The organism is Curvibacter sp. EU05-FHT14A10 (assembly GCF_058791075.1).
Genome location: NZ_JBYTDE010000022.1, coordinates 43,947 through 64,861, shown reverse-complemented (window position 1 = coordinate 64,861; position 20,915 = coordinate 43,947). Strand labels below are relative to the sequence as shown.

15 protein-coding genes and 1 pseudogene are annotated in these 20,915 nt (G+C 55.2%); 6 read left to right on the top strand and 10 right to left on the bottom strand.

The window, feature by feature from the left end; all coding sequences use genetic code 11:
• Positions 1 to 120: 120 nt before the first annotated feature.
• Positions 121 to 1,236 (bottom strand): chromate transporter, encoded by a 1,116-nt coding sequence (locus AC3WUT_RS27085; protein ID WP_492350168.1) that lies wholly within the window; start codon positions 1,234 to 1,236, stop codon positions 121 to 123.
• A gap of 472 nt (positions 1,237 to 1,708) precedes the next feature.
• On the opposite strand from AC3WUT_RS27085, the gene AC3WUT_RS27080 reads away from it, so the two are divergent.
• The 4 genes from AC3WUT_RS27080 (at position 1,709) to AC3WUT_RS27065 (ending at position 5,622) form a co-directional block, all read left to right on the top strand.
• Positions 1,709 to 2,410, top strand: a complete 702-nt coding sequence (locus AC3WUT_RS27080) for a hypothetical protein (RefSeq protein ID WP_492350159.1) — start codon at positions 1,709 to 1,711, stop codon at positions 2,408 to 2,410.
• 10 nt (positions 2,411 to 2,420) lie between these two features.
• On the top strand, positions 2,421 to 2,801 hold the full coding sequence (locus tag AC3WUT_RS27075; protein ID WP_492350158.1) for a hypothetical protein: 381 nt from the start codon (positions 2,421 to 2,423) through the stop codon (positions 2,799 to 2,801).
• A gap of 824 nt (positions 2,802 to 3,625) precedes the next feature.
• Positions 3,626 to 4,807: a hypothetical protein gene (locus tag AC3WUT_RS27070; protein WP_492350157.1), complete on the top strand. Its 1,182-nt coding sequence runs from the start codon at positions 3,626 to 3,628 to the stop codon at positions 4,805 to 4,807.
• Positions 4,807 to 5,622, top strand: a complete 816-nt coding sequence (locus AC3WUT_RS27065) for a GSU2403 family nucleotidyltransferase fold protein (RefSeq protein ID WP_492350156.1) — start codon at positions 4,807 to 4,809, stop codon at positions 5,620 to 5,622. The genes AC3WUT_RS27070 and AC3WUT_RS27065 overlap by 1 nt, the downstream gene beginning before the upstream one ends.
• 254 nt (positions 5,623 to 5,876) lie before the next feature.
• On the opposite strand, the gene AC3WUT_RS27060 is transcribed toward AC3WUT_RS27065, so the two are convergent.
• The 4 genes from AC3WUT_RS27060 to AC3WUT_RS27045 all read right to left on the bottom strand — a co-directional run bounded on the left by AC3WUT_RS27060 (position 5,877) and on the right by AC3WUT_RS27045 (position 10,284).
• Entirely contained in the window at positions 5,877 to 6,557 is a 681-nt protein-coding gene (locus tag AC3WUT_RS27060; RefSeq protein WP_492350155.1) for a hypothetical protein, read from the bottom strand.
• A gap of 1,086 nt (positions 6,558 to 7,643) precedes the next feature.
• Entirely contained in the window at positions 7,644 to 8,297 is a 654-nt protein-coding gene (locus tag AC3WUT_RS27055) for a hypothetical protein (RefSeq protein WP_492350154.1), read from the bottom strand.
• Between the two features lie 1,129 nt (positions 8,298 to 9,426).
• Positions 9,427 to 9,717, bottom strand: a complete 291-nt coding sequence (locus tag AC3WUT_RS27050; protein ID WP_492350153.1) for a hypothetical protein — start codon at positions 9,715 to 9,717, stop codon at positions 9,427 to 9,429.
• Positions 9,718 to 9,780: 63 nt separating this feature from the next.
• Positions 9,781 to 10,284 (bottom strand): hypothetical protein, encoded by a 504-nt coding sequence (locus AC3WUT_RS27045; RefSeq protein ID WP_492350152.1) that lies wholly within the window; start codon positions 10,282 to 10,284, stop codon positions 9,781 to 9,783.
• A 65-nt stretch (positions 10,285 to 10,349) separates the two neighbouring features.
• Between AC3WUT_RS27045 and AC3WUT_RS27040 the strand changes: the two genes are divergently transcribed.
• A complete protein-coding gene (locus tag AC3WUT_RS27040) occupies positions 10,350 to 10,679 on the top strand; it encodes a helix-turn-helix domain-containing protein (protein WP_492350151.1) in 330 nt (109 codons plus the stop codon).
• A gap of 2,071 nt (positions 10,680 to 12,750) precedes the next feature.
• Here the strand turns inward: AC3WUT_RS27040 and AC3WUT_RS27035 are convergent.
• The 3 genes and pseudogenes from AC3WUT_RS27035 to AC3WUT_RS27025 all read right to left on the bottom strand — a co-directional run.
• Positions 12,751 to 12,956, bottom strand: a pseudogene (locus AC3WUT_RS27035) (3-oxoadipate CoA-transferase); the annotation flags it as partial.
• 547 nt (positions 12,957 to 13,503) lie between these two features.
• Positions 13,504 to 14,508 carry a ParB/RepB/Spo0J family partition protein gene (locus AC3WUT_RS27030; protein WP_492350150.1) on the bottom strand — a complete coding sequence of 335 codons (1,005 nt, stop codon included), beginning with the start codon at positions 14,506 to 14,508 and terminating at the stop codon, positions 13,504 to 13,506.
• Between the two features lie 89 nt (positions 14,509 to 14,597).
• Positions 14,598 to 15,812 (bottom strand): AAA family ATPase, encoded by a 1,215-nt coding sequence (locus AC3WUT_RS27025; protein ID WP_492350149.1) that lies wholly within the window; start codon positions 15,810 to 15,812, stop codon positions 14,598 to 14,600.
• Positions 15,813 to 16,466: 654 nt separating this feature from the next.
• On the opposite strand from AC3WUT_RS27025, the gene AC3WUT_RS27020 reads away from it, so the two are divergent.
• Positions 16,467 to 17,882: a replication initiation protein gene (locus AC3WUT_RS27020; RefSeq protein ID WP_492350148.1), complete on the top strand. Its 1,416-nt coding sequence runs from the start codon at positions 16,467 to 16,469 to the stop codon at positions 17,880 to 17,882.
• Between the two features lie 635 nt (positions 17,883 to 18,517).
• Here the strand turns inward: AC3WUT_RS27020 and AC3WUT_RS27015 are convergent.
• Together AC3WUT_RS27015 and AC3WUT_RS27010 are read right to left on the bottom strand one after the other, a co-directional pair.
• On the bottom strand, positions 18,518 to 18,838 hold the full coding sequence (locus tag AC3WUT_RS27015) for a hypothetical protein (protein ID WP_492350147.1): 321 nt from the start codon (positions 18,836 to 18,838) through the stop codon (positions 18,518 to 18,520).
• A complete protein-coding gene (locus AC3WUT_RS27010; RefSeq protein ID WP_492350146.1) occupies positions 18,835 to 19,773 on the bottom strand; it encodes an integrase domain-containing protein in 939 nt (312 codons plus the stop codon). The genes AC3WUT_RS27015 and AC3WUT_RS27010 overlap by 4 nt, the downstream gene beginning before the upstream one ends.
• Between the last annotated feature and the right edge of the window lie 1,142 nt (positions 19,774 to 20,915).

Here is a 20,915-nt window from a genome sequence, read left to right as displayed (position 1 = left end):
AGCCGTCAGGACTTGAAGGTGCGGTGGTGAAGTTTCGGACTGCACGATCCCGATGCCAAATGTCAGCAAGGCACACGCAAGCCAACTTGGCAAGCAATGTGTAGACGAAGCGACGCCCACTCAGGCTCCGTGCATCAGCGGGTAGACCGCCAGCCCGATCAAAGCCGCAGCCACAACGATCAACGGTTCTGGGAGCTTTTTGAATTTCCACAGGACGGCAGCCGTGGTCAGTGCCAGCAGTGCGGTCACCCAATCGGTGATGGAACGTTCCCCGATCACAATCACAGCCCCGGTGATGGCACCGATGGCCGCTGCAGTGACCCCATCCACAAAGGCAATGATGGCGGGCAGCTTGCCGTACTTCTTGAAATAGGGGGCAGGAAGCACCGTGAACAGGTAGCAGGGCAAGAAGGTGGCGAGAGCCGCCACAACGGCCCCCCAGAATCCAGAGACCAGATAGCCGATGAAGCCCGTGGTGATGACCACCGGACCCGGCGTGATCATGGCCACCGCCACCGCATCCACGAATTGGCGGTCGGTCAGCCAGTGGTAGTCCTGGACAACACCGCTGTAGAGAAAGGGAACGATGGCCAGACCGCTGCCAAACACGAAGCTGCCCGCATAGGCGAAGTAACCGCCCACCTGAGCCAGCTTGTGCCAGTCCAAAGCTTCAAGGGTGAAGAAGGCCGCAATGGGCGCGGCGATGGCCTGAAGGCCCCCGCGTCGTGCCCAAGGGGGAGGCGCACGCCAAAACCAGACCAACACACCCGCGCCCAGAAACAGCCAAACCACTTCAGACTTGGTGACCACCGTGACGCTGGCACTGATCAGAAAGATGGCCCACAAGAGTTTGTCGCGCCCGATGTTCTTGGTGGTGAGCTTGTAGGCGCTCATAGCAATGATGCCGATCACAGAGGCCCCCACGCCATAGAACACCGCCTGCATCCAGCCGATGCCACCAAATGCACTGTAGGCAGCCCCCAATGCCACGACCATCAGGAATGACGGCAGCACGAAGGCGAGTCCAACCAATGTCGCACCTGCGATTCGGAAGTGCACATAGCCCAGGTAGATGGCCAACTGCGCCGCCAGAGGTCCCGGCATCAATTGGGCCAGAGCCATGCCTTCTTTGTAGTCGCTCTCGGAGATCCAGTGCCGCTTCTCGACCAGATCCCGGTACATGTAACCGACTAGGGCCACGGGGCCACCGAAGCCCCAGGAGCCCAGGGCCAGCATGTAACGCACCAGTTCCCAGAGCGTATAGACCGGCCCCGATGTGGCGGGCGGCGGCGCCGAAGAAAGAGAAGATGTCAAGTCGAACTCCCATCTGGGTAAAGAGACCCATGAACAGGAGCAGCACTTGGGGCCAGAACAGCCCTTGGTGGCGGGGAGACCGCTCAAGTCCCCGCTGGTTGGATTTTAGGGCCATTCTGAGCAGACATGTCGCCCAACAAATCAACTCTAAAGAGTCGATTTCGAACCAGGGGACTGTCTGCAAGGCGGATTGTGATTTGTCGTCAATGGCAGCCCCAGGCACTTCGAGGCGTCATAGCAGCCTCACGCCAGCGCGTCTGTACCAAGCTCGATGCGGCTCAACGGATACACGGCGCACCGGCTGATTTGCTACTTTTTGTGTCGGGCGTCAGCACGCCGCGAGAGGTATTCGTTGAGTTCACTACCGCCCGCTTGGGCGTTTTTGGAAAGCACGATGCCTCTTCATTCTTGCCCTCCACAGTGCCCAGTGCGCCGCTCCCAGTTGGCCGCCGTGCTCTCGCCTGCAGCGCTGGCCCTGGCATCCCTTCTATACCAGCCGCTGGCCTGTAACGCCGCGCCGTTCGCCCTGTCTGGCAGCGGCCACTTCAAGCCACCAACAGCGGAGCAACTGGCGGCCTTGCCAGCCAACCTGCCATTCACCCGCTCCGACCTTGCCTCGGGCACCTGGTCGTTCCAGGCACGCTACGAAGACAGCGTGCCCGACTCCGATCCGGACGCCTACGTCGGACGCTATACGGGCGCGGTGCAGGCGTTTCGCCTGGTGGTCGGTAGCACAGCCATTGATCTGCCAGTGAGCCAGAGTGAGACCGTCGTCAGCGACGGCGGCCAAGGCTTCACCCAGCGTGAGTCCATCCGCCTGGAGGTCAAGGCCCCGGTCGCCGCTGGGCTGCTGCGCGTGGCCTGGGTGCAACTCAACCAGCAGCCAGCCGGCACTGACCTGCGGGGCACCACTGGCGTCCTGCGCAGCGATGCGATGCCGGCCGCCGCCGCTATGGCCCAGTTGACTGTTGCCAACGCGGCTGACCGATTCCTAGAACTGCGCATCGATCAGCCTGGCGCCACCAACGCAGCGCCGCTGTTCTACCTGAGCACCTCGCAGCCCAGCGTCACCTCCAGCCCGATCACTGCGCCCTGAGGAGCCCCAGATGCAGCACTCCCACACCCCCCTGTCCCGCCGTTGGCTGGCGCGCGGCGCGTTAGCCCTGGTGATTACGGCCGGACTCGTCGGCTGCGGTGGCGGCGCCGATGTCGTCGTTTCAGGCGGACCGCCTCCTGTGGATCCGCTGAACCTGGCCCTGACCCGAGTGGGTCCGCTATCGATCCAGGTGGACTGGAGCGACCATCCCGGGGTGGCCAGCTTCGATGTGCTCCGCGACGGCTACCGGCTGGCCACCGTGAATGCAACCTCCCTGATCGACAACTCGGTCTATGTCAACCAAACCTATTGCTACCAGGTGATGGGCTACGATCTACGAGGCTATCTGATCGCTGCCACCGATGCCGGATGCATCACAGTGGTGCCGTGAACAGAGTCGATTTTGAACCAGGGGACTGTCTGCAAGGCGGATTGTGATTAAGGGGCTATCCACACGGTCCGTTCCGCACTGGAGGGCAAGAGCCGGATGCACGAGGTCTTGTCGGTGACCCGATCAATAAGCCATCGGACAGGGTCCACCCGGGCTCACGCCAGTGCGATGCCACAGACTGGCGCCTCACTGCCCAATCGCCCACAGCACTGCTCGGCGAGGAAGCAATGGCAACCCATAGGTCGATTCACCGTTCCGTTGCGACTTGAACGCCCGAATCGGGATTGCACAAAATTTAAGCATCCCACACTAGGCAAGCTGCGACGGCCTTTTTGTGGAATCGCATCAGCTTTGTCCACCGCTTCTGTGGACAACTCCCGAACCAAGCTTGGTCATGCCCCATCCAAGCCAATGCGAGGAACTCCTGGCGGCAACCTGTGGCAGATTTGAATCGGACTCACTGGCGGATTTCATCGGAATACGCAGAAAACCATGGCTGTCTGATCTTCGAACGCAACGGCATTACGCCCCGAGGACGAAGCACGGCTCTCCCCTTTTGGCCATGACCACATCAACCTGCTCGGCAGGTACTCCTTCGTCGTACCAGAAGAAGTAGCGCGGGGAGTTGAGTCAATTGAGAGATCCAAGTGAAATCTAGCCGTCCGGTGACGCGGAAGGTCTGGAAATCCTTAAGTCGGTTCCCCGTTCCATTGCTACTCGAACCCCAGGAGCACCTCTCAAGTATCACGCGCGTGTTGCACATCACGCGCGCGATTGATATCATGCGCACGGTATGAATCACGCGCGTGTTATACGCAGACGCCATGCAGAATTTGAACAATGCCCGTGCAGGTGAAGCCTCGGACCGAGCCATCCGGAATGCCACGTTGAGCTACGGTCTTGTTGAGGATGCGGACATGCAAGGGGGCCTACCTGGCGGTCCGGACTTCGTGTTCAACGATGGTCGGGGGATACGGTATGTGGCGGAGGCCAAAGTCGTAAGGGATGGCCGCACCGATCGGGTGATCGCCCAGCTGAGCGTGGCCATCATTCAGGCCAGCCACTATGCCAAGACCATTCCGAACGCAGAGCCCCTGGCAATCGTCTATGTGTCCAATCTGGTCCCCTCAACAATCCGCCAAGTCAGGGATTTCGCAGACCGGTATACGGATCAAGCCAATGTGGCCATCGTGACAAGCGAAGGGGCTAGCCTGGTGAAGCTCCAAGGCACGTGGAAGCAAAACGGCATGCGGGATAGGGTGTCGGACGAAGCAAATGAACGGCACTTCCTCGGTCGAGGACAGACGACCGCGGTACCTTTCAACCCATTCTCCGACCTCAACCAGTGGATGCTGAAGGTGCTCCTTGCACCAGAAATCAGCGCTGAGCTGCTCACAGCGCCTCGGGAACCCATTTACTCAGGGGCCGATCTTGCACGCGCTGCAGGAGCGTCCCCTATGAGTGCGAACCGTCTCTTGCAATACCTCAAAAGGGAGCGGTACCTGGTGAACGGTCGCACCGGCATTACGCTGGGAAGGCGGGAGGAGTTTTTCAGCCTGTGGCGATCTGCGTCTATGGCCTCGCCTGCCGAATACAGCATGCGCTTTCTCCCTCGCGTCGCCATGAAAGAACAGCTCGCGATCTTGCTGAACGCGCTGGGCGACAATGCCTGCTTGGGGCTCTTTTCTGCGGCCGATCACCTGGGCATGGGGCATGTGAGTGGAGTGCCCCCGTACATCTACGTGCACAGGCTTCCGCTACTGGAAGCGCAGCGCCCCGAATGGAAGTTGACAGACGTGTGCAAGGCTGGTCAAGCCCCAGACTTCTTTGTCCGACGGGCCATGGCGCCCATCTCCACTTTCCGAGGCGCTGTGCAGCGCAACGGTCAGCGGTGCACGGATGTGATTCAGGTGTGGCTTGATGTGATTAACCACCCGACACGGGGTGTGGAGCAAGCCGATCACATTTACCGAACGGTTCTCCAACCGATGGTGGAGGCGCACTGATGAACGACCTCGAAGCATTCGCCAAGCTCGTCCAGGCGCTTGATCGGTGGCGCAGCCAAATGATTTTCATTGGCGGATGGGCTCACCGGCTGCATACCCTGCATCCGCATGCCCTCAAGCAGGCCTTCGAGCCTGTGTTCACGCGCGATACCGATCTGGCTTTCGACAACCGTGCACCACTGGAAGGCAACATCAAGGAAGCGCTAGAGGCCCATGGCTTCCATGAGGAGTTCTCCGGCACTTCCAAGCCCCCTGCCGCCCATTACACCCTTGGTAACGAGGAAAGCGGGTTCTACGCCGAGTTTTTAACCCCTCTTGTGGGAAGCCCGCTCAAGCGCAACGGAGAGCCTGACGCGACTGCCGCAGTGGCCGGAATCTCCGCTCACAAGATCGCGCATCTGGGCGTGCTGCTGGAGGATCCCTGGATCGTGACGGTAGGCCCAGAGGTCGGTGTGCCTCTCGACAGGCCCGTGGACCTGAAGGTGGCCAATCCTCTGTGCTTCATGGTCCAGAAGTTCCTCATCCTGAACGACCGCGCCAGGAAAAAACGACAGCAGGATCTTCTGTACGTGCATGACACCTTACTGCTCTTTGGGGACATGCTGCCCCAGCTCAAGGCCACGTGGTCCAACATCGTGAAACCGCGACTAACCGCGCGCGCGGTATCCACCGTAGAACGCGAGGTCCAACAGGCATACTCACAGGTCACCCCAGACATCCTGGCTGCAACCGCAATCCCACAGGACCGAGACCTGGATCCCGACGAGTTTCTGGCCACCTGTAAGCTGTCATTTCAGAGCATTCTGGGGAGCTGAGCCCCCTGTTGCCCTCATCAAAGGAGAAATCACAATGAACTTGAGTCAGGAGCAGATTCCTTCCTGCAGGCCATCTACATTGGGACCTACAGCTGCTCGATCCTGGTGGTGCTCGTGGGGGCACAACTCATGGTCAATGAGCGGGTGAGGCAGGGGTTCGAGCACCTCGGTGACCTGACGGGGGTTTTCAACCGCAGAGCGATCGTGCGACGGATAGGGCAGGAACATCAACGCTAGCTGGATGACGGTCAGGTCTACGCCTTGATGCTCCTAGATCTGGACTTCTTCAAGCGCATCAACGACATGCACAGTCGCATCTTCTTTTCTTTGCCATCGAGGAACTTGGCCAACCCCAATTCGGAGGGCAAGCGCCAGGAATCGCCGAGCCGCACTGGCAGGAACGAAAACGAATGCATGAGCATGAGCTGACGCGCATGCGCAACGGTTTGCCATGGTTCGACAGTCATCGGCGACGTGACCATCAAGTTCCCAACTGATCCCTCAACACCAGTCATCAGTGCCTCCTCCAAACCGATGCACAACTCGATCGCAGCCGTTGTCGCGTGCCTGGCGTAGGCCCCGGTGTGCATCGCGTCATTGCGCGCGGCCAACACGATGCCGAAGAGCGCGCGAAACGACTTGAACCTTGAGGGCAGCGCTTGCGGCAGTGCCGTCAAAACGAGCGCCCAACGTGCGTAATCGAAGATCTTCTCGCGGTAATGGCCCAATGCTGCCTGTTTGCCGTGGACCCGAAGCCCCAGCGCCTCAAGCGCAAAACAGATCTCCCCAAACCCTTCGGCATCTGCAAGGGCCGCGTAGCGCGCCGCGCGCAACCGGTCGCGGTAGTGGAGACGCTCAGGAATATACGAGAAGTCGATCCCTGGAAGCCGCTGGGATAGGACATCCGCCCTCCCCCACCTGGGCCTCAATCGCACGCCTGGGTCTCAACGATCAAGCTGCGCGCGCAGATCCTGAGCCACGGCCGCCAGGTTGCGCAATGCCTGCGCCCCCAATTTAGCCCGCCCGCGCTCCGTATGAAAAAGCCCCCGGCCCAGCACCACGAAGCGCCCCCTCCCACCCCAGACGGCCCCGCAGAAAGTCCTGCTCGGCGACATGGCGGTGCTCCTGTCGGACCGGACCCGATACTGCGCGTAGCGCTCAGGACTCGCCCCCCAGGATGGCCAAGTCGATGTCTACCATCTGGCGTTCGTCATCCACCGCCGGCACCAGCCGAGATGTTTCAAGAATGTGTTGCATCGACCGCCTGAATCCGCCACCGTACTGAGTCCTCCTACCAGGGCACGTATGCCAATCAAGCTCCGGAAGCGTGCAAGACGAACGCATCAGCCGGGATACAAGTCCAGGCCCACCTGGGCGCCAGACCTGCACACAATCGAACAGTTCAGATCGAGGGTCAGCACTTGTTCGACGGTTCTCCGTGTCGTTGAGTCTTATCCCGATTTCGGTGAAGATGACTTTACGACTACGGCACTTGCACGCCTCACACCAGCCCAACATTGGGCGGCACGGGCGCGTGCGCGCCGCGAATTCATCGCCATGTCGTTCGACCTAGCAGCCCAAACCGACAAGGAGGCACTCGCAAGTGCTCGCGCCATGGCATCGAACATGCGCAGCGGACCACCGTTGCAACATGCTCCCGCCCGATGAGTGACCTTCTTGTGGAACGCCGCAAATTCGTTATTGGGCCATTCGACGCAAGATTCTGGAGACTCGCGAGTCTAAGAGAGTCATAAATTCAGTCGGACTGAACATGACAGTGAGCATCTATTGCGGGGCGTCTGCTGAACCAGTCTGGCTGTGCCAGTAGCATGCGCAGCGTTCGTAACGAGTCTGGGACGTGTTTTTGCGCCCCTAGGACTGCACCGCGGCGCGTAGCCCTCGGGTAAGGCAGATTTCTGGACGGGTGCGGCGTTTTTTTACTCCACCCGGGGGAGGAGCACTCCAACCGCTGCGCCATCAGGAACCCATAAGCGGCAATGCTCAAGGTCGCGTGGAAACAGTCAAGAGACGGTAGTCGACTCATGACGTTGATCTTTCAACCAATCATCCCGGTCATAGACGAAGTCTGTAAACTCCTTGTTCAGCGTGGTTTGCCGAAGAATGAGTCTGCGCGCCAGGTGCGCCACTTCAGCCAATTCCTGTTCATTGCGAACTTCAAGGGGGGCCACAAGAGTCACACCCATGGCCCAGGCGAGGCGCTCCCATTTCCAAGAAGGTCGCACCTCCTGATCGATCCCATTTTTCTTCAACTGCGTCTCGATCTGCTGGAGTTTGTCGTAATGAAGACGCTGTTCCTCCGAGGGTGAACGGCTGGTGTAACTGCTCACCTTTTTGCGCTTGCCGGACTTGCCGACATGCTTGTAATTTGTAGTGCCACCTTCGAAGAGCCAGTCATCCCGGGGGCCGTCACCTGCCTCTTCCCAGGCCATGGATTTGATACGGGCCATATAGAGATCCCGTGGATGACGCCACCAAACTATGAATCTCCGTCCATTGACAATGAAGCCCACATCGTCCCAATACGACAGGCTCTCAGGCGTCATGTTCCGATAGGCGTGCGGGATGTATAGGCCGCCCTCTGACAAACGCCACGGGTGGTTGCGGTGGTACTCGCGCATGCGCCGTCCCAGCGATTCATAGTGTGGATTCTTCATGCGTGTAACAGGTTCTCAAAGTAGTTGTTGACTAGGGTACCGCACAAGGCCTGCGCACCCGTGAAAGGCATGGGCAGCGACAGTGGTCGACCCGTCTCTGAGGCCATGGGCCACGCCAACCGCCTCATCTTTGGTTTGACCGAAGGTCAGCATTGATGGCGTCTTCGCAACATGCGACCGCAAGCACCAAGTCTGAGCCAGACCGTACCGCGACTTGGTTCCCTCGGCCATCTCGTGCAATAGCCAGCTGACCAGTGCTTCGAATTTGATGCTTGAACTCAAAATCCCCTGCACCCGTCACCCAATGAAGGGCAGGTGATTCCGGCCATAGAAGCGCGCGATTTCTTTACTTCATACATCTGTAAATCCGCCTGATTGATCGCATCGATCGGGCTAATGCTCCCAGGCTCAGGCCCGGGAGGATGCGAAGATCCAAGCAGAGTTCACAGACAACGTCTTGCCCCTGATTTATGGAGGCGGGACTCCAGCGTTCGAGCAGGCATTCGGTGACTTTGAGAAGGTAGCGCTCACCCTGCTGGACACACTGCGGTAAATGGCTTACCCACTTCGCTCTGCCCCTACATAGTCAACCGAGCCTCTCGCAGGGCGTCCTGCCATTGCCTGATTTCCGCGGCGTTTTGCGGTGCACGACCGCGATACCAGGTTGCCAGCGGCACCTCCTCATTCCGGCTTTCCAAGCCGATGCCAGAAGCCCGTCAAGGTCCTTGCGCTGGCTTTTGTGGCTTACGTCCAGGCGCCTAAAAACCTGCTCGAGGTCGTTGGCAAGGCTGGTGTGAGCCGCCCAAAGAGACACGGTGGTAGCACCGCATCGCAACGGGAGCCAGCGGCACCCGTGTCCAGATTGGACCAGGGGCGTAGGCAGCACGGCCACGAACATGCTGCGAGCTTTCCCGGTAGCAGACACGGCCGACAGTCCGTTCCACCGGAAGCAGTCAGCCATAACAACGCCATGATCAGCTTCCATGAGAGAACCAGCCCCTACAAGAGGCTTATCGGGTGTCTCTCCGAGGAGCCATCGCAACTGAAGCTGGCATGCGCACACACCGAAGCATGTCCGCAATCACAATCGAGCGGATGGAGCGCCGCAGACGGAGTTCCGCGGCCACTGTCACCTGGTTGGGGCGCCCTGTGCGGCGCTGGGGTCACGCATGGCGCTCTCCAGCTTTGCAATGAGCTCGTCGGCCGCATCTGCGAGTTTGCCCACCTCGCGCGTAGCCGAGGACTTGGGGAGCCCCAGATCCAAGCCGATGGCGATCAGCTTTTCGTAGGTCACCTCGGAGAAGAAATTCGCTCCGACAATCGGTGAGGCCAGCTTCTCATTGGGCCACACCGTGTCCTGATTGCTGTAAAGCCGCGTGTGATACACCGCAGTGCACAGGAGGTCATAGAAAGGCGCCATGAATCGCCCCGGGGCGATTCAGTTGTGCTTACGCGCAAGCCTAGCCTCAAGCCGCTTGATACATCAAAAGCGCCAGACTTTGTCGTCTGGCCACGGTGCCTGTGGGACGTAGTGCATCGTGCTGATCATTGGCGAAATCAGGATGGCGGACATGCGTTGCTGATCTTCGTAATACATGTTGTGCCGAATGCCCCCGTAGCAGCGGCCACCGACCAACTCATAAATACACGGCCGTTGTTCAGGCGGTCCTTTGCCATCCGCGATGCTGACGCTCGACAATTGATCCAGCTGCCATTCGCCGGTTTGGTTCAGACTTCCGGGGGAGAGAAGGTAGGCCTCAACAATCCGCAAAGGTTGATCTACCGCACCATCCATAAAGGCTATGAGGCGGTTCGCGCCACTCACAAAATACGTCACGTTGGGACGGTCAGGCTGTATCTCTGCTACGAGGATGAACTTTGGTTGAGCGTCATCGAACCTAACGTACGGTTTCGTCTCTTGGAGCGAAATTAGGTTTTCGGGGAAGAGGGGGCTGTTGGACAGCGACGGGAGGAAGGGAAAAGACATCGAGGCTTATAAATGAACACTATAGATTGTAGTCCCATAGTGTTCATTAGTCGCTAATCACATGGGTGAATCAAGCCCGCTTCGAGTCCACTAACGATCTTCCCAATGCACTGAAGAGAGTGAGGAAGGCGCTCGGCCTTACCCAAGAAGATTTTGGGATCCTGTCCAGTCGAACCTACTTGAGTTCCCTGGAAAGAGGATTGAAAAGTCCGACGTTGGGCAAACTTGAGCAGATTTGCGAAACGATGGGGCTTCATCCTTTGACCTTGCTGGCCTTGGCATATGCACCTTCAATAGAAGGGGGTCTGCAGATGCTACTCACCCACGTGCAGGGTGAAGTTGCTCGAATTCAGCAGTCAGAAGCTCAGGCTTGCGGACGTGGTGGGCGTGAGTGACGCCAGTGTCTCCGCGGTCGTGGCAAAGTGATGCATCAACGAATGTCAACTGTCTTAGGTTTGGTTTCAGGCCAGCTTGGCTGCAAGGTTCGATTGCGAAGAGTGGCAACCGACTTCCGTCGATGAAATTCACACACCGCGCATTCGTGCCTGCGAGTTTCACTATTGATTTGCCGTTGCCCATACCTTTGGCCACACGCGTGACGTACTAGTGAGCACCCTCTGTCGAGAGGTCCCTGAACGGTCGCGTTTGTATCTGCTGATGATGGTCTATGCGGGCGGGACCCTTGCGTTCAAGCAGGCTTTCGGTGACTTTGAGAAGGTGGCGCTCACCCAGCTGAACACACTGCGCCAAATGGCTTACCCATAGCGCCCTGCCCCTACATGGACACCCAAGCCGCTCGCAAGGCCTTCTGCGATTGCCTGATTTCCGCGATGTTTGCGGTGCATGGCTGCCAGGCTACCAGCGGGCCGCCCTCCTCCCTAGCTATACAGGCTTACGCCAGAAGACCCTGATGGGATCTGACCTTGCCTTTGAGTTTGACGATGCCCTCCAGTCTCAAAACTTGTTCCAGCTCGTTTGCAAAGCTGGTATAGGGCGCCCAAGCACCGGGGCAAATTCAAGACGTTAAGCAAGCAAGACAAGACACGTCTCAAACGAAGACAACAGGCCTTGACGCACGCGATTTGTCTTCCGCGCGTTGGCTTTTCGTTTTTAAGCGCCCCGCCCGCTCCGGGCGCGATCTCCGCCCCACCCGGAGCTCCCCCCCCTGAAGTGCGAAGCACTCAAGATAGAAAAGGCCTTTGGGAATTTTGAAGCCCTGAATGTCGAGGTCATGTAAGTTAAATTTACCCACTCCAGAAGATTTTTCAATTTCCGCTTTGTTACGACCTCAGTTAGTCTTGTGCAAAAGCCGTGGTCGAAAGATCGCGGAGTTTGCCGTGCACGAAGGCAAGGTCCACGCTCTGGTCTGCGAAGGGATGCGCCGCGTCACGTTATTGCCCCTCCCGGTCAGTGGGCGTAATCTGTAACGTATGCCTGAACAACGTCCAGTCTTCTTCGGTAGATCAACCTCTCAAATGACCTCTCTAGCTCGCGAAGCGATGGAGGACGCCGTGGCGGATTTGGCCAAGGCAGGAATCGCCGTATGCGGCTTGCACCAGGGTCGCATCCAGCATCTCCTCCCATCTGATCCTCTAATCCAAGCGGTTATCAATCGAAGTGAACAACGAAATCAACAAACCTCAGGTTCAATCTGAATTTGTGCGACGTGGCATCTTGGCCATCCATCGAACCGTAGCTTGTGGCGACGGGATCCCGGCTGATGAAGTCATTGCAAGATTGGAATGGAAACTCGCACAAGCACTGAAAGATGCTGCAGGCGACGTACCAAGTCATGTTCGACCGCAAGGCCGAATATGACTAGCAAGATCTCTTCGATCAAATACCCCCTGACGTACCTTGTGCCCGTGGAGGGCATGCTCTGTCGTCACCCCAAAAGGAAACACTTCTCATGCAGACATTCGTATCGCCATGACCCTCCGCCTTGACCCGAAAGGGACATAGGCGTAGCCTTTCTGGCATGCAAAGCTCCAAACCAGTCATCCTTGGTATGTGCCTCAGCCGTTTTGCCGCCCGCGCAAAGCAAGCCGGGGAAAGAGTAGTCGCTGCCAACTTGCATGCCGGCATTCCCGCCACAGGGCTTACCAATGGTCGTCTGCAAACCATCACTCCCGATGACTCTCGCGCCGTGAACCTCATTGCCAAAGCCCGCACTGTCGAAACAGCGTGAAATAGTCGCGAACAAACCCACCTTCACCGTCTTTGCAGGCCCTAACGGGTCAGGCAAAGCCACGCGCGTAGAAGACTTCTCCCATGAGCCCGACTTGGGTATGGTGGTGAATGCCGATGCGATCGAGGTCGAGGCCTACCGCCACCAGCTAATCGAACAGCGCCAGTTTACTGACACTTTCATGTCTGATCAGATGCGCTAGAGCAGATTATTTCGGCCCCCTCGGCCACGTTTTCGCGATTCACTTGATGTTTGCGTCCACAAGCGCCCCGAAAATCAACGGCCGCAATCAAGCTGGTGTCGCCGGTGCTCCAGTTCGCCAGATCGCCTGTCGCAGATACCTGGAAGGTGCCGAGCACGTAAATACCGAGGTAGCCGCTGTAAGTCATCGCAAACCATCGGCATGGTGAAAATAGGCACCTCCCTGCAGCCGGGTCAAAGGAAGCGTGCCAACATTGATCTGATGGAGTTCTTCTGCCCAGGCTTACTGGAGCGAGCCCCCTCTTTTAGAGAACATCGGGAGAGCTTAGCAAGCCACCTTGCTAAGCTCGAATTGAACCCTATCGAATCGAATTCAGAGACCACTCCCCTGCTGGCCAGTACGTTAGTCCCGACGAACCCCATTAGGGACCATGCTCTGGTCGAGACAGTCAGAGGAAGGATCAGAATATTCCTGTCACAGGCTGACCTACCAATGCGGCAGCAACGTCATTTAGCCCGTGTACCGACCCACTAGCTCAGACATACATTTGGAACCCGCTTGGCATCCACATCCGCACCACATGAGGCAGTTCAAGCCCGACTGAGTCATTCATACATGACAACCACGGCATGCTTCTACGGGCAGACGCTCATTCATCAACGAGCTGAGGATCTCGCGAAGCGTTTGGTTAAGCCGACACATAACAAAAGAGGCCTTCGAACGAATCGAAGGCCTCTTTTGCTGTGCTGTTGTACGCACCTTCGCATAACCCAAACCCAACCGCCGATACCGATGCTTCAACACATCAACAGTGGGCATCAGAATTGGATCATTTCTCCAAGAAGGCTTGTATTACCTTCAACAAGCCTATGCGCATCTCATCGCTGAACGGCATATCTAGTCGAATATGAGTACCCCCCCGTGAATCTGTAGTCATCACCCCTGCAGGCTTACCAGAAACAGAAATCTCGAGATCCTTAACCTCGTTTGTCGCTACTGTCCTACCCTGCCCTTCTCCAAGGAGTTCCGCCAGAATCTCTTTGGGCGACATTTCGGCGGATCGACCGCGCAATGCCTCTGCTCTGGCAATTACTCCTTCTGGATCTTTCTGCTGTACTTCGCTCAGTGGCTTAGCCCATCTGTATTGCAGATCCAACGGGGATGCAAAAGCATTCACAACGGACAAGGGAAGTCTCGCCAAGGAAAGTGCCTTACCGACGTCGCCAAGGTCTCGCCCGATAGCCACAGCTAACTGGCGATTTGACGAATAGAGGCCTTGGTCGAGTGCTCGGGCATACATCATTCCCTGCTCCCAAGCGGAGAGATTCTTGCGGCTTCTATTCTCTCGCTCCATCTGAACAAACAATGTTTGTGCATCTATTGACTCAACGATAGCCAAAACTGGCAAACCCAGTTCCAGGCAGGCACGATGACGTCGATGCCCAAAAATAATCTCGAACTCTGCCGCACCCGCATCAAGGGGGTTGGACGGTCCAACCCCCTCCCCCACCGCCAGAGGACGGACTTTGATCGGCTGAATATTTCCACCCGCGTTTTGAAGCTCCGCTTTCAGCTCAGCAAACTCGGACCCACTGAAATTACTCTCGTGACGATTAGCCCAAGCAGATGGAACAATACGTTTGGGATCAATCAGCCTCGCGACCTGCCCACCCTCAAACTCAGCCAAACGCTCTTTGAGTGATTCGACCTCTTTGATTGCGCTCGATTGCTCTCGCATGAAGCCAAGCATCTGACCTGGTGCTGTTTTAGTTCTCACAGAGCCAGTCAAAGCATTAGCTATTGGCTGGGAAGCTGGCGGGGTTGGACGGTCCAACCCCTGCTCCGTAGCCACAGGGGGCCGAGGCACCAGTTGCCCTTTAGGAACTCCAATCGCAATTGCCTTTTGAAGTAACTTCTTGCCCATTACTTAGCTCCCTTCTTTGTTTTCTTAGTGGGCAGAACACCAACTTGTTTGCGCCAAACTGAGTGAATAGATGCTTCGACATAGCTCACGAACAAGTCATAAGCATCGCGCGCACGCTTAAACGTCTTTGCAGCACCGTCGTAACGATTGACATCGTAGACAGTGCCGAACTCGATACTCGTCGTATCAACGACCGTCGTCTTAGGAATCTCGACTGGTAGAACCTTTTCCGCATAGGTGGATTGAATCCACTGACGAACAATGGCTGAGTTAGCGTCTGTGGTGACTCGAGACAGAAGGATAGAGATGAAATCAAAGTCCTTCGTCAGACCACGCTTTGTAATCAGTTCATTACTCAGATCGGAAAACAGAGACCAAAACTGCGCAGCTGATGCGAAGTCCAAAGCGTTTGGCGGCAGGGGCATCACAATGCCGTTTGATGCCATGAATGCATTGATGGTCGTATAGGAGAGGGAAGGGGGGGTGTCGATGATGATCACATCGTATTCGTTGCGAACATCATCAATTCCGTAGTGAAGCACATTCCAGAACTCGAACCCATCTTCATTGGTTTGACGTGCAGGAAGGGCAAATTCGGCGCCAAACAACGCAGGGGCAGCCGCAACAAGATCAATACCGTCCCAGTAGGTTGATCGGATGGCATAACGAATTGATGTTTCACTTCCCATCGCGAGAGGCAGAATGGTCTGATCTTCTTCAACTTCTGTATCAGGCAAGATCCCGAATAGCGTAGTCAATGAACCTTGAGGATCTGTATCAATCACCAATACTCGATGACCACGCAAGGATAGCCCCTGGGCGAGCGTCATGGCAGTGGTGGTCTTCCCAACTCCGCCTTTGAAGTTACCTACTGAAATAGTGACAGCTTCAGCACCATCTGGACGAAGACGATCTTGGTGATACGCTTTAATCCAAGTTCTGGATTCTGCGAGTGTGAATTCCCTACGATTGCCTGACTCATTCAAGGTTCCTGTTGGGAGATCCCCTCGACCCAGGCGATGAGCAAATGAGCCCTTTTCGATCCCCAGTAGAGTTGTCAATTGCGATAGGTTGAAGTTGGGTGCAGACTTTCGCGCAGTTGGTGCCAACATTGCCGTCCGGATCATCTCCATCATCTCAACGGCTTTGTTTGCTTGATCTGCGATCTGCCCAAGAGAGATGGCAGGTGAGAGGTTAAGCAGTTTGTCAGTCATTACAACGGTACTCCTTCATGACAGCAAGTCTATCTGAGGCTTAACGCTTTTCTGCTGGTTTTTTGAAATTTCGTCAAATCTAAGAGGCTTTCATTGATCTGATGGCTGAAAGTCAGCCGTTCCAGAGCGATGACTTGTAGGTTTCGATCAATACCTGCGTTTGGAATTTTTCAATTCCTTTAAATCCTTTAATACCTTTAGGTTGTGTTTTTTTGTTTAAAAACAAAGGGTTAGGTCAATTTGCGTGAGTGAAAACAGGAGCATTCGGAAACTTTTCGGGATTGAGTGGATGGGGATCAGGAGTTCTCGGAGAGCAAGCAGGTTTAAGCGTGAGTCTTAACGGGAAAGAGGGGGTTGCCGACCAAGGAGTGGTGTGACTTGCGCTTGAGCGCTGTCGCAGGCGCCTATAGGTGAGGGTTTACAGGATGTCTCCACCAGCGGAGGCTCTCGAGGAGTCGAAAAGGGCTGTACGCTGGCGTTTCAAGAGGAATAGGCCTCAGGTAGGGCGGGTGTATTCAGGTGACGTGAGGGTTTTCGGGAGATTGAAACCCGTGGTTGAATCGCACATGTGAGAGTTTTCGGGAGATTGGCGCTCTTCAGAAGATCCTCGATCTGACGTGAAACATGGCTTCACGTCAGTTGTATGATCGACGCATGAGTGATCTTGTTAGCGATTCAAATCCCGAAGGGCAGGGAACGTCTGTTCGGAAGAGGAGAACTGCAACCAAGGTGGTTGTCCAAACTGCGCCGATCAATCCGTTCTCAGCCGACGAGTTGCGAAAGCCGGTTAACACGCTGGCTATCGTTCCACAGGCAAAAAAGATCACGCCTCTGTTTCGCAAGGCCTACAACGTCATGCTCTTTCTTGCACAGGAGCAGGGCATTGAGAAAGAGTTCTACAGAGCCCCACTTTCTGAAGTGCTTAGTGGCCTTGATTTCGACTCGCACGACACTGCGTTGGTCAAGAAGCACTTTCGCGCAATGGCGACCACTGCGGTGGAGTGGCAGTCGCCAACGACAGGGGAGGGGGCCAATTGGGCGATTTCAGGCTTGATTGGTCATGCGGAGCTCAAAACGGAGCGAGGTCAGACCTGGTTGGAGTGGTCTTACTCAGTCAAGTTGAAGCATGAGCTATTGGAGCCTCGAGTTTTTGCACGCCTTTCGATCGAGATCATCTCCCAATTGAGAAGCCACGCTGCAATTGCACTGTATGAGATTTGCGGTCGATATCGAGACATCGGCCGGACGTCGCGGCAACACTGGAGTTGGTGGCGACCTGTGTTGTCTGGGAAGCCAGAAACTGAAAAGCAAAAAGAACTCGAGTACCGCTTTTTTAAGCGAGATGTGCTCAAGCCGGCCATTGCTGAATTGAACGCGATCAGCGACTTGGAAGTCGAATTGCAGGAGTTCAAACAAGGGCGATACACGTCAGACCTGCAGTTCTTGATCAAGAAAAAACGGCAAACCGCATTGCCGCTGTCGACACCGCCTAAGCCGGTCGACATGTCCCTAATCGTTATTGCTGTCCGACTAGGTGTCGATGAGAACAAGGCTGAGCAACTGCTGCTGGAGTACGGACCGGAAGTATTGAAAGAAGCATTGCTGGGGTTGGAGAGGCGCCTTGCAACTGCGTACCCAGAGCCACTGAGAGATCCCACCCGCTATCTGAAAGCTCTGATGCCTGCTGAGAGCACGAAGGCAGATAAGAGGGCGCAAGAAGAAGCAGACGTTCAATCTGCTGCAGAAGTCGCTCAGAAGGACTTGCCAATCCAACGTCAAATTGCTTGGTCAGATGAGTGGCTAAGAGCTCGAAAGCAAGAAGTGGTTGCCCAGATCGATGCGTTATCGGAAGATGCTCAAACTGAGCTGGTCAGTTCGTTGCTGTCTGACATGGACTCGCGCAATGTTCATCCATCTCTCAAGAAGCGTCTGCAGATGAGCGGTTGGAAGCATCCAATGGTCCAGCATGAAATGGTTCGTTTTTATGCGCAGGCTGCGATCGGTGACGGATGGGACAAACCTACAGCCGAACAGTTGTTGGAAATTGCTGCGAAATCGCAGTCGAAATGACCTCGGGGAATTTGGTCACTTCAAGATTCAATCGGTGCCAACACCTGCATGTGGTGCAGACAGTGGAGAACCACGAGGTCTTGTTGCCTTGGAATATCGAGCTCGGCTTGGCATCGGCTTGCCTGCAAAAGGCTATTTATGCAAAGCGGGCAAGGACGTGGTGAATTGACCGCTGACACTCAGACTGCTGTCGCAGGCGCCACACTGAGACCATTGAGAGTCATAGGGGAGTTGAATATGCGGCTGCCATTTCTGAGCGCAACGACCTTTGTAACTTTGCCTCCCACTGAATTATCATGGCGGCACATGATTGCTGAGTCCGCTTCACATGGACCTCCCGGTATCTCGTGACGGCAACCATCGCGCCCATCCGTAACGGATAGGACCACTCCCCGATCAACGGCGATATCCATGTAGTCGTAAATGCGCCTACGAGGTACTCCGCCAGGCGCCATAGACAGAGCAATTTAAAAAATTGCCCGGTGATGGCACTGGTTTTTTGATTTAGGACTCAGTTTTTCGGAATCAGTCTTCGTAGAAATACTTGAACTCCCTCTTGGGATCCCAAGTATTAACCACTTTCTGCACCGATCTAAGATCAATCTTTGACAAGATTGAGTTTCAGCTACGTCTTATTAAATATCTTTCTCCTCACGTATTTTTTCACTTTTGAAGGGTTGAGGTGGCTCATCGGCTCTGCCTGCCAACTGCCACAACTCTCGGATTGCGAGCCAATGAGAGTAGAGTGTCGAGTCTGCCAGGCTTCCAGCCGCTCTTAATGATCGCCAATAGCGGATGACTTGCTTTTTTCCTACCTGTCCAATTTCGTATATTCCTTCGGATTCAACATGGGCTGCAAAAGCTAACATTCGTGACACTTGCTGGCGGCGATTTGTCTTTCCTCCTTTTCTGGAATAGGTGTGAGCAAGTTGTTGAACTTGGATGCGTAATTTCATAATGCTTTTCCTAAGTACTCGTTCGTAATATCTACTCGTCTGTGACCCAATTCGTTGCTGATCTCTATTCGAGCTGCTTTATCCACGTTAGGACTAATAGCTTTTCCACCAGCGCATGGTGCATCATGCCCAGTTAACTCGAAATATCTTTGGCATGCAAAGGCGCTTCGAAGATCATGTAAGCCACCCCCTGTATTCATCTTGACAAGTTCTCGCGCTCTGCGCAAAGGACCTTCTCGCCATGTTTGCCAGTTTTGATCGGGATCCATCACTGATTTAAATTTTCCTTGAAGGTTGGCGGCTGACCGAAGGGTATTAATTTGATCGGACAATCGAATGCTTACATTCCGTTTGCGTCCACCTTTTGTTCCATCACATATTGTGATGATGCTTCTCCTTTCCGCTTCTTTGAGTGCTGCGCGTGCATCTAGTAACGATGCTTCTTTACTTCTTAGACCAAGATGGCGTGCCAAATTCAAAATAGCTAGAAGACGCTCTCCTTCTTGAGTTGACACTGCTTGGCAGGCTTGGTTGTAGAGATTAATATCAAGTGCACCTGGCTGGGTATCTCTTATGAATGATCTCTCTTTAATGCCGCAATCCTTGGTTGGACTAATGACTTTCCATGCTCCACCGGTCGCTATCGACATGACTGAATTTACGGCTGATATGTAGTTGTGTGCTGTAGCCGTTGACAGGTCTCCATATTCAACCCTGTAACCCAGTTCTTCACCATATTGACGAACCAATTCTGAGGTTAAGTTTTCCATTTTTAAAACATTGTGTTTCTTTGCCCAGTCAACAAGCAAGCGCCATCTTTCTCCATTTGTGGCAGATGTTAACAATGAAATTTCTCCTTTTCCTGCAAGGCGATTCAGGGCGACTTGGCCTGCTTTGCTCATGTCACGTTGGCCAAGTCCGTAGTTTCTGCTCATGTGATTTCCTTTCTCATGTTCATTCCAGATAGCCAACAATGACTATCTGGAATAGGCATGGCCCATTCCAACTAGCAGCCTCCATCAACAGGTTTAGAGGTGTGCGCGAGCACACCTATGAATGGCGGCTAATTACCCCCAAAACCAATATTTACGGTGAGTTTTGGATCACGAGTTACCTACTCGGAGGAGGTGGGGGTGTTTGACGCTATGAAATAGCGCTTGAGATCGATCTTTAAGAGTGAACCCGCGGCCTGGAGGTGCTGGTTAGGCGCGCCTCCCAGCCTATTGCTGGGGGCAGCCTCGTGCGCGGCTTTGGGTTCACTGGCGAGTGTGGTTCACGCGAAATCACGCGAGCGTGATGCTCCGAAATCCAAGCTGGGCTTGGCTTTCAGTGCATTTTGATGTCCCGTCTCTGTGTCAGAACAGCGCGGGGACGATGACAGGCTCCTGGATCATCTGGAATGAGCACAAATCCTCAGCCGGCCTCGTGGCCGAATGTGTTGAACAACACACTGCCGCGGCAGCTCGGGTGCAGATGAAAAGGGAGCTTTGAAGTAGGTGCCGATGCGGCAGCCAGGACGTACCATGAGGAGGTACGACAATGACAGGCACAGATCTACGACCTGCGCAGGGTCAGCATAGCGAAAGCTACGGCGACCATTTGAACGCGGCACTTTGCCAGCGTTGATGCGGTTGTTCAGCGAATCAACCACTTTTTAAAGCCCTGAGGGCTGACAGTGGATCGAGTCCACCGTTGAACCGGCCGAAACCGTGATTAAATGCTAATTGTTTTAGACGCTTAGCTGGCGTCAACAACTCGAACATTACGTACCGAGTGTCGGTGTTTGTGATTGTGCCAGATTGTTGAGTCTTTGCCAATCAGATTCTTCTAGTCATGCATTCACTTGTACAGAGTCTAGGTTGGTGGTCCTGCCAAGATGATCCTCCTTCTCTCAGACTCTCTCTGCCGAGGATCCATCAAGTCGGCTGTTTGCTCATTGTGTCCGGGAGGTCTGCGAAGAGGCTTACCTGTGTTTCAAATTGTTAGTCATTTGAGCGAAACAACGCGAGCTGATTGGACTCTCTTCTCAATGTTCGGGAAAGGCATAATTTTTTCTGAGTCGCAGCTCGAGGCGTTT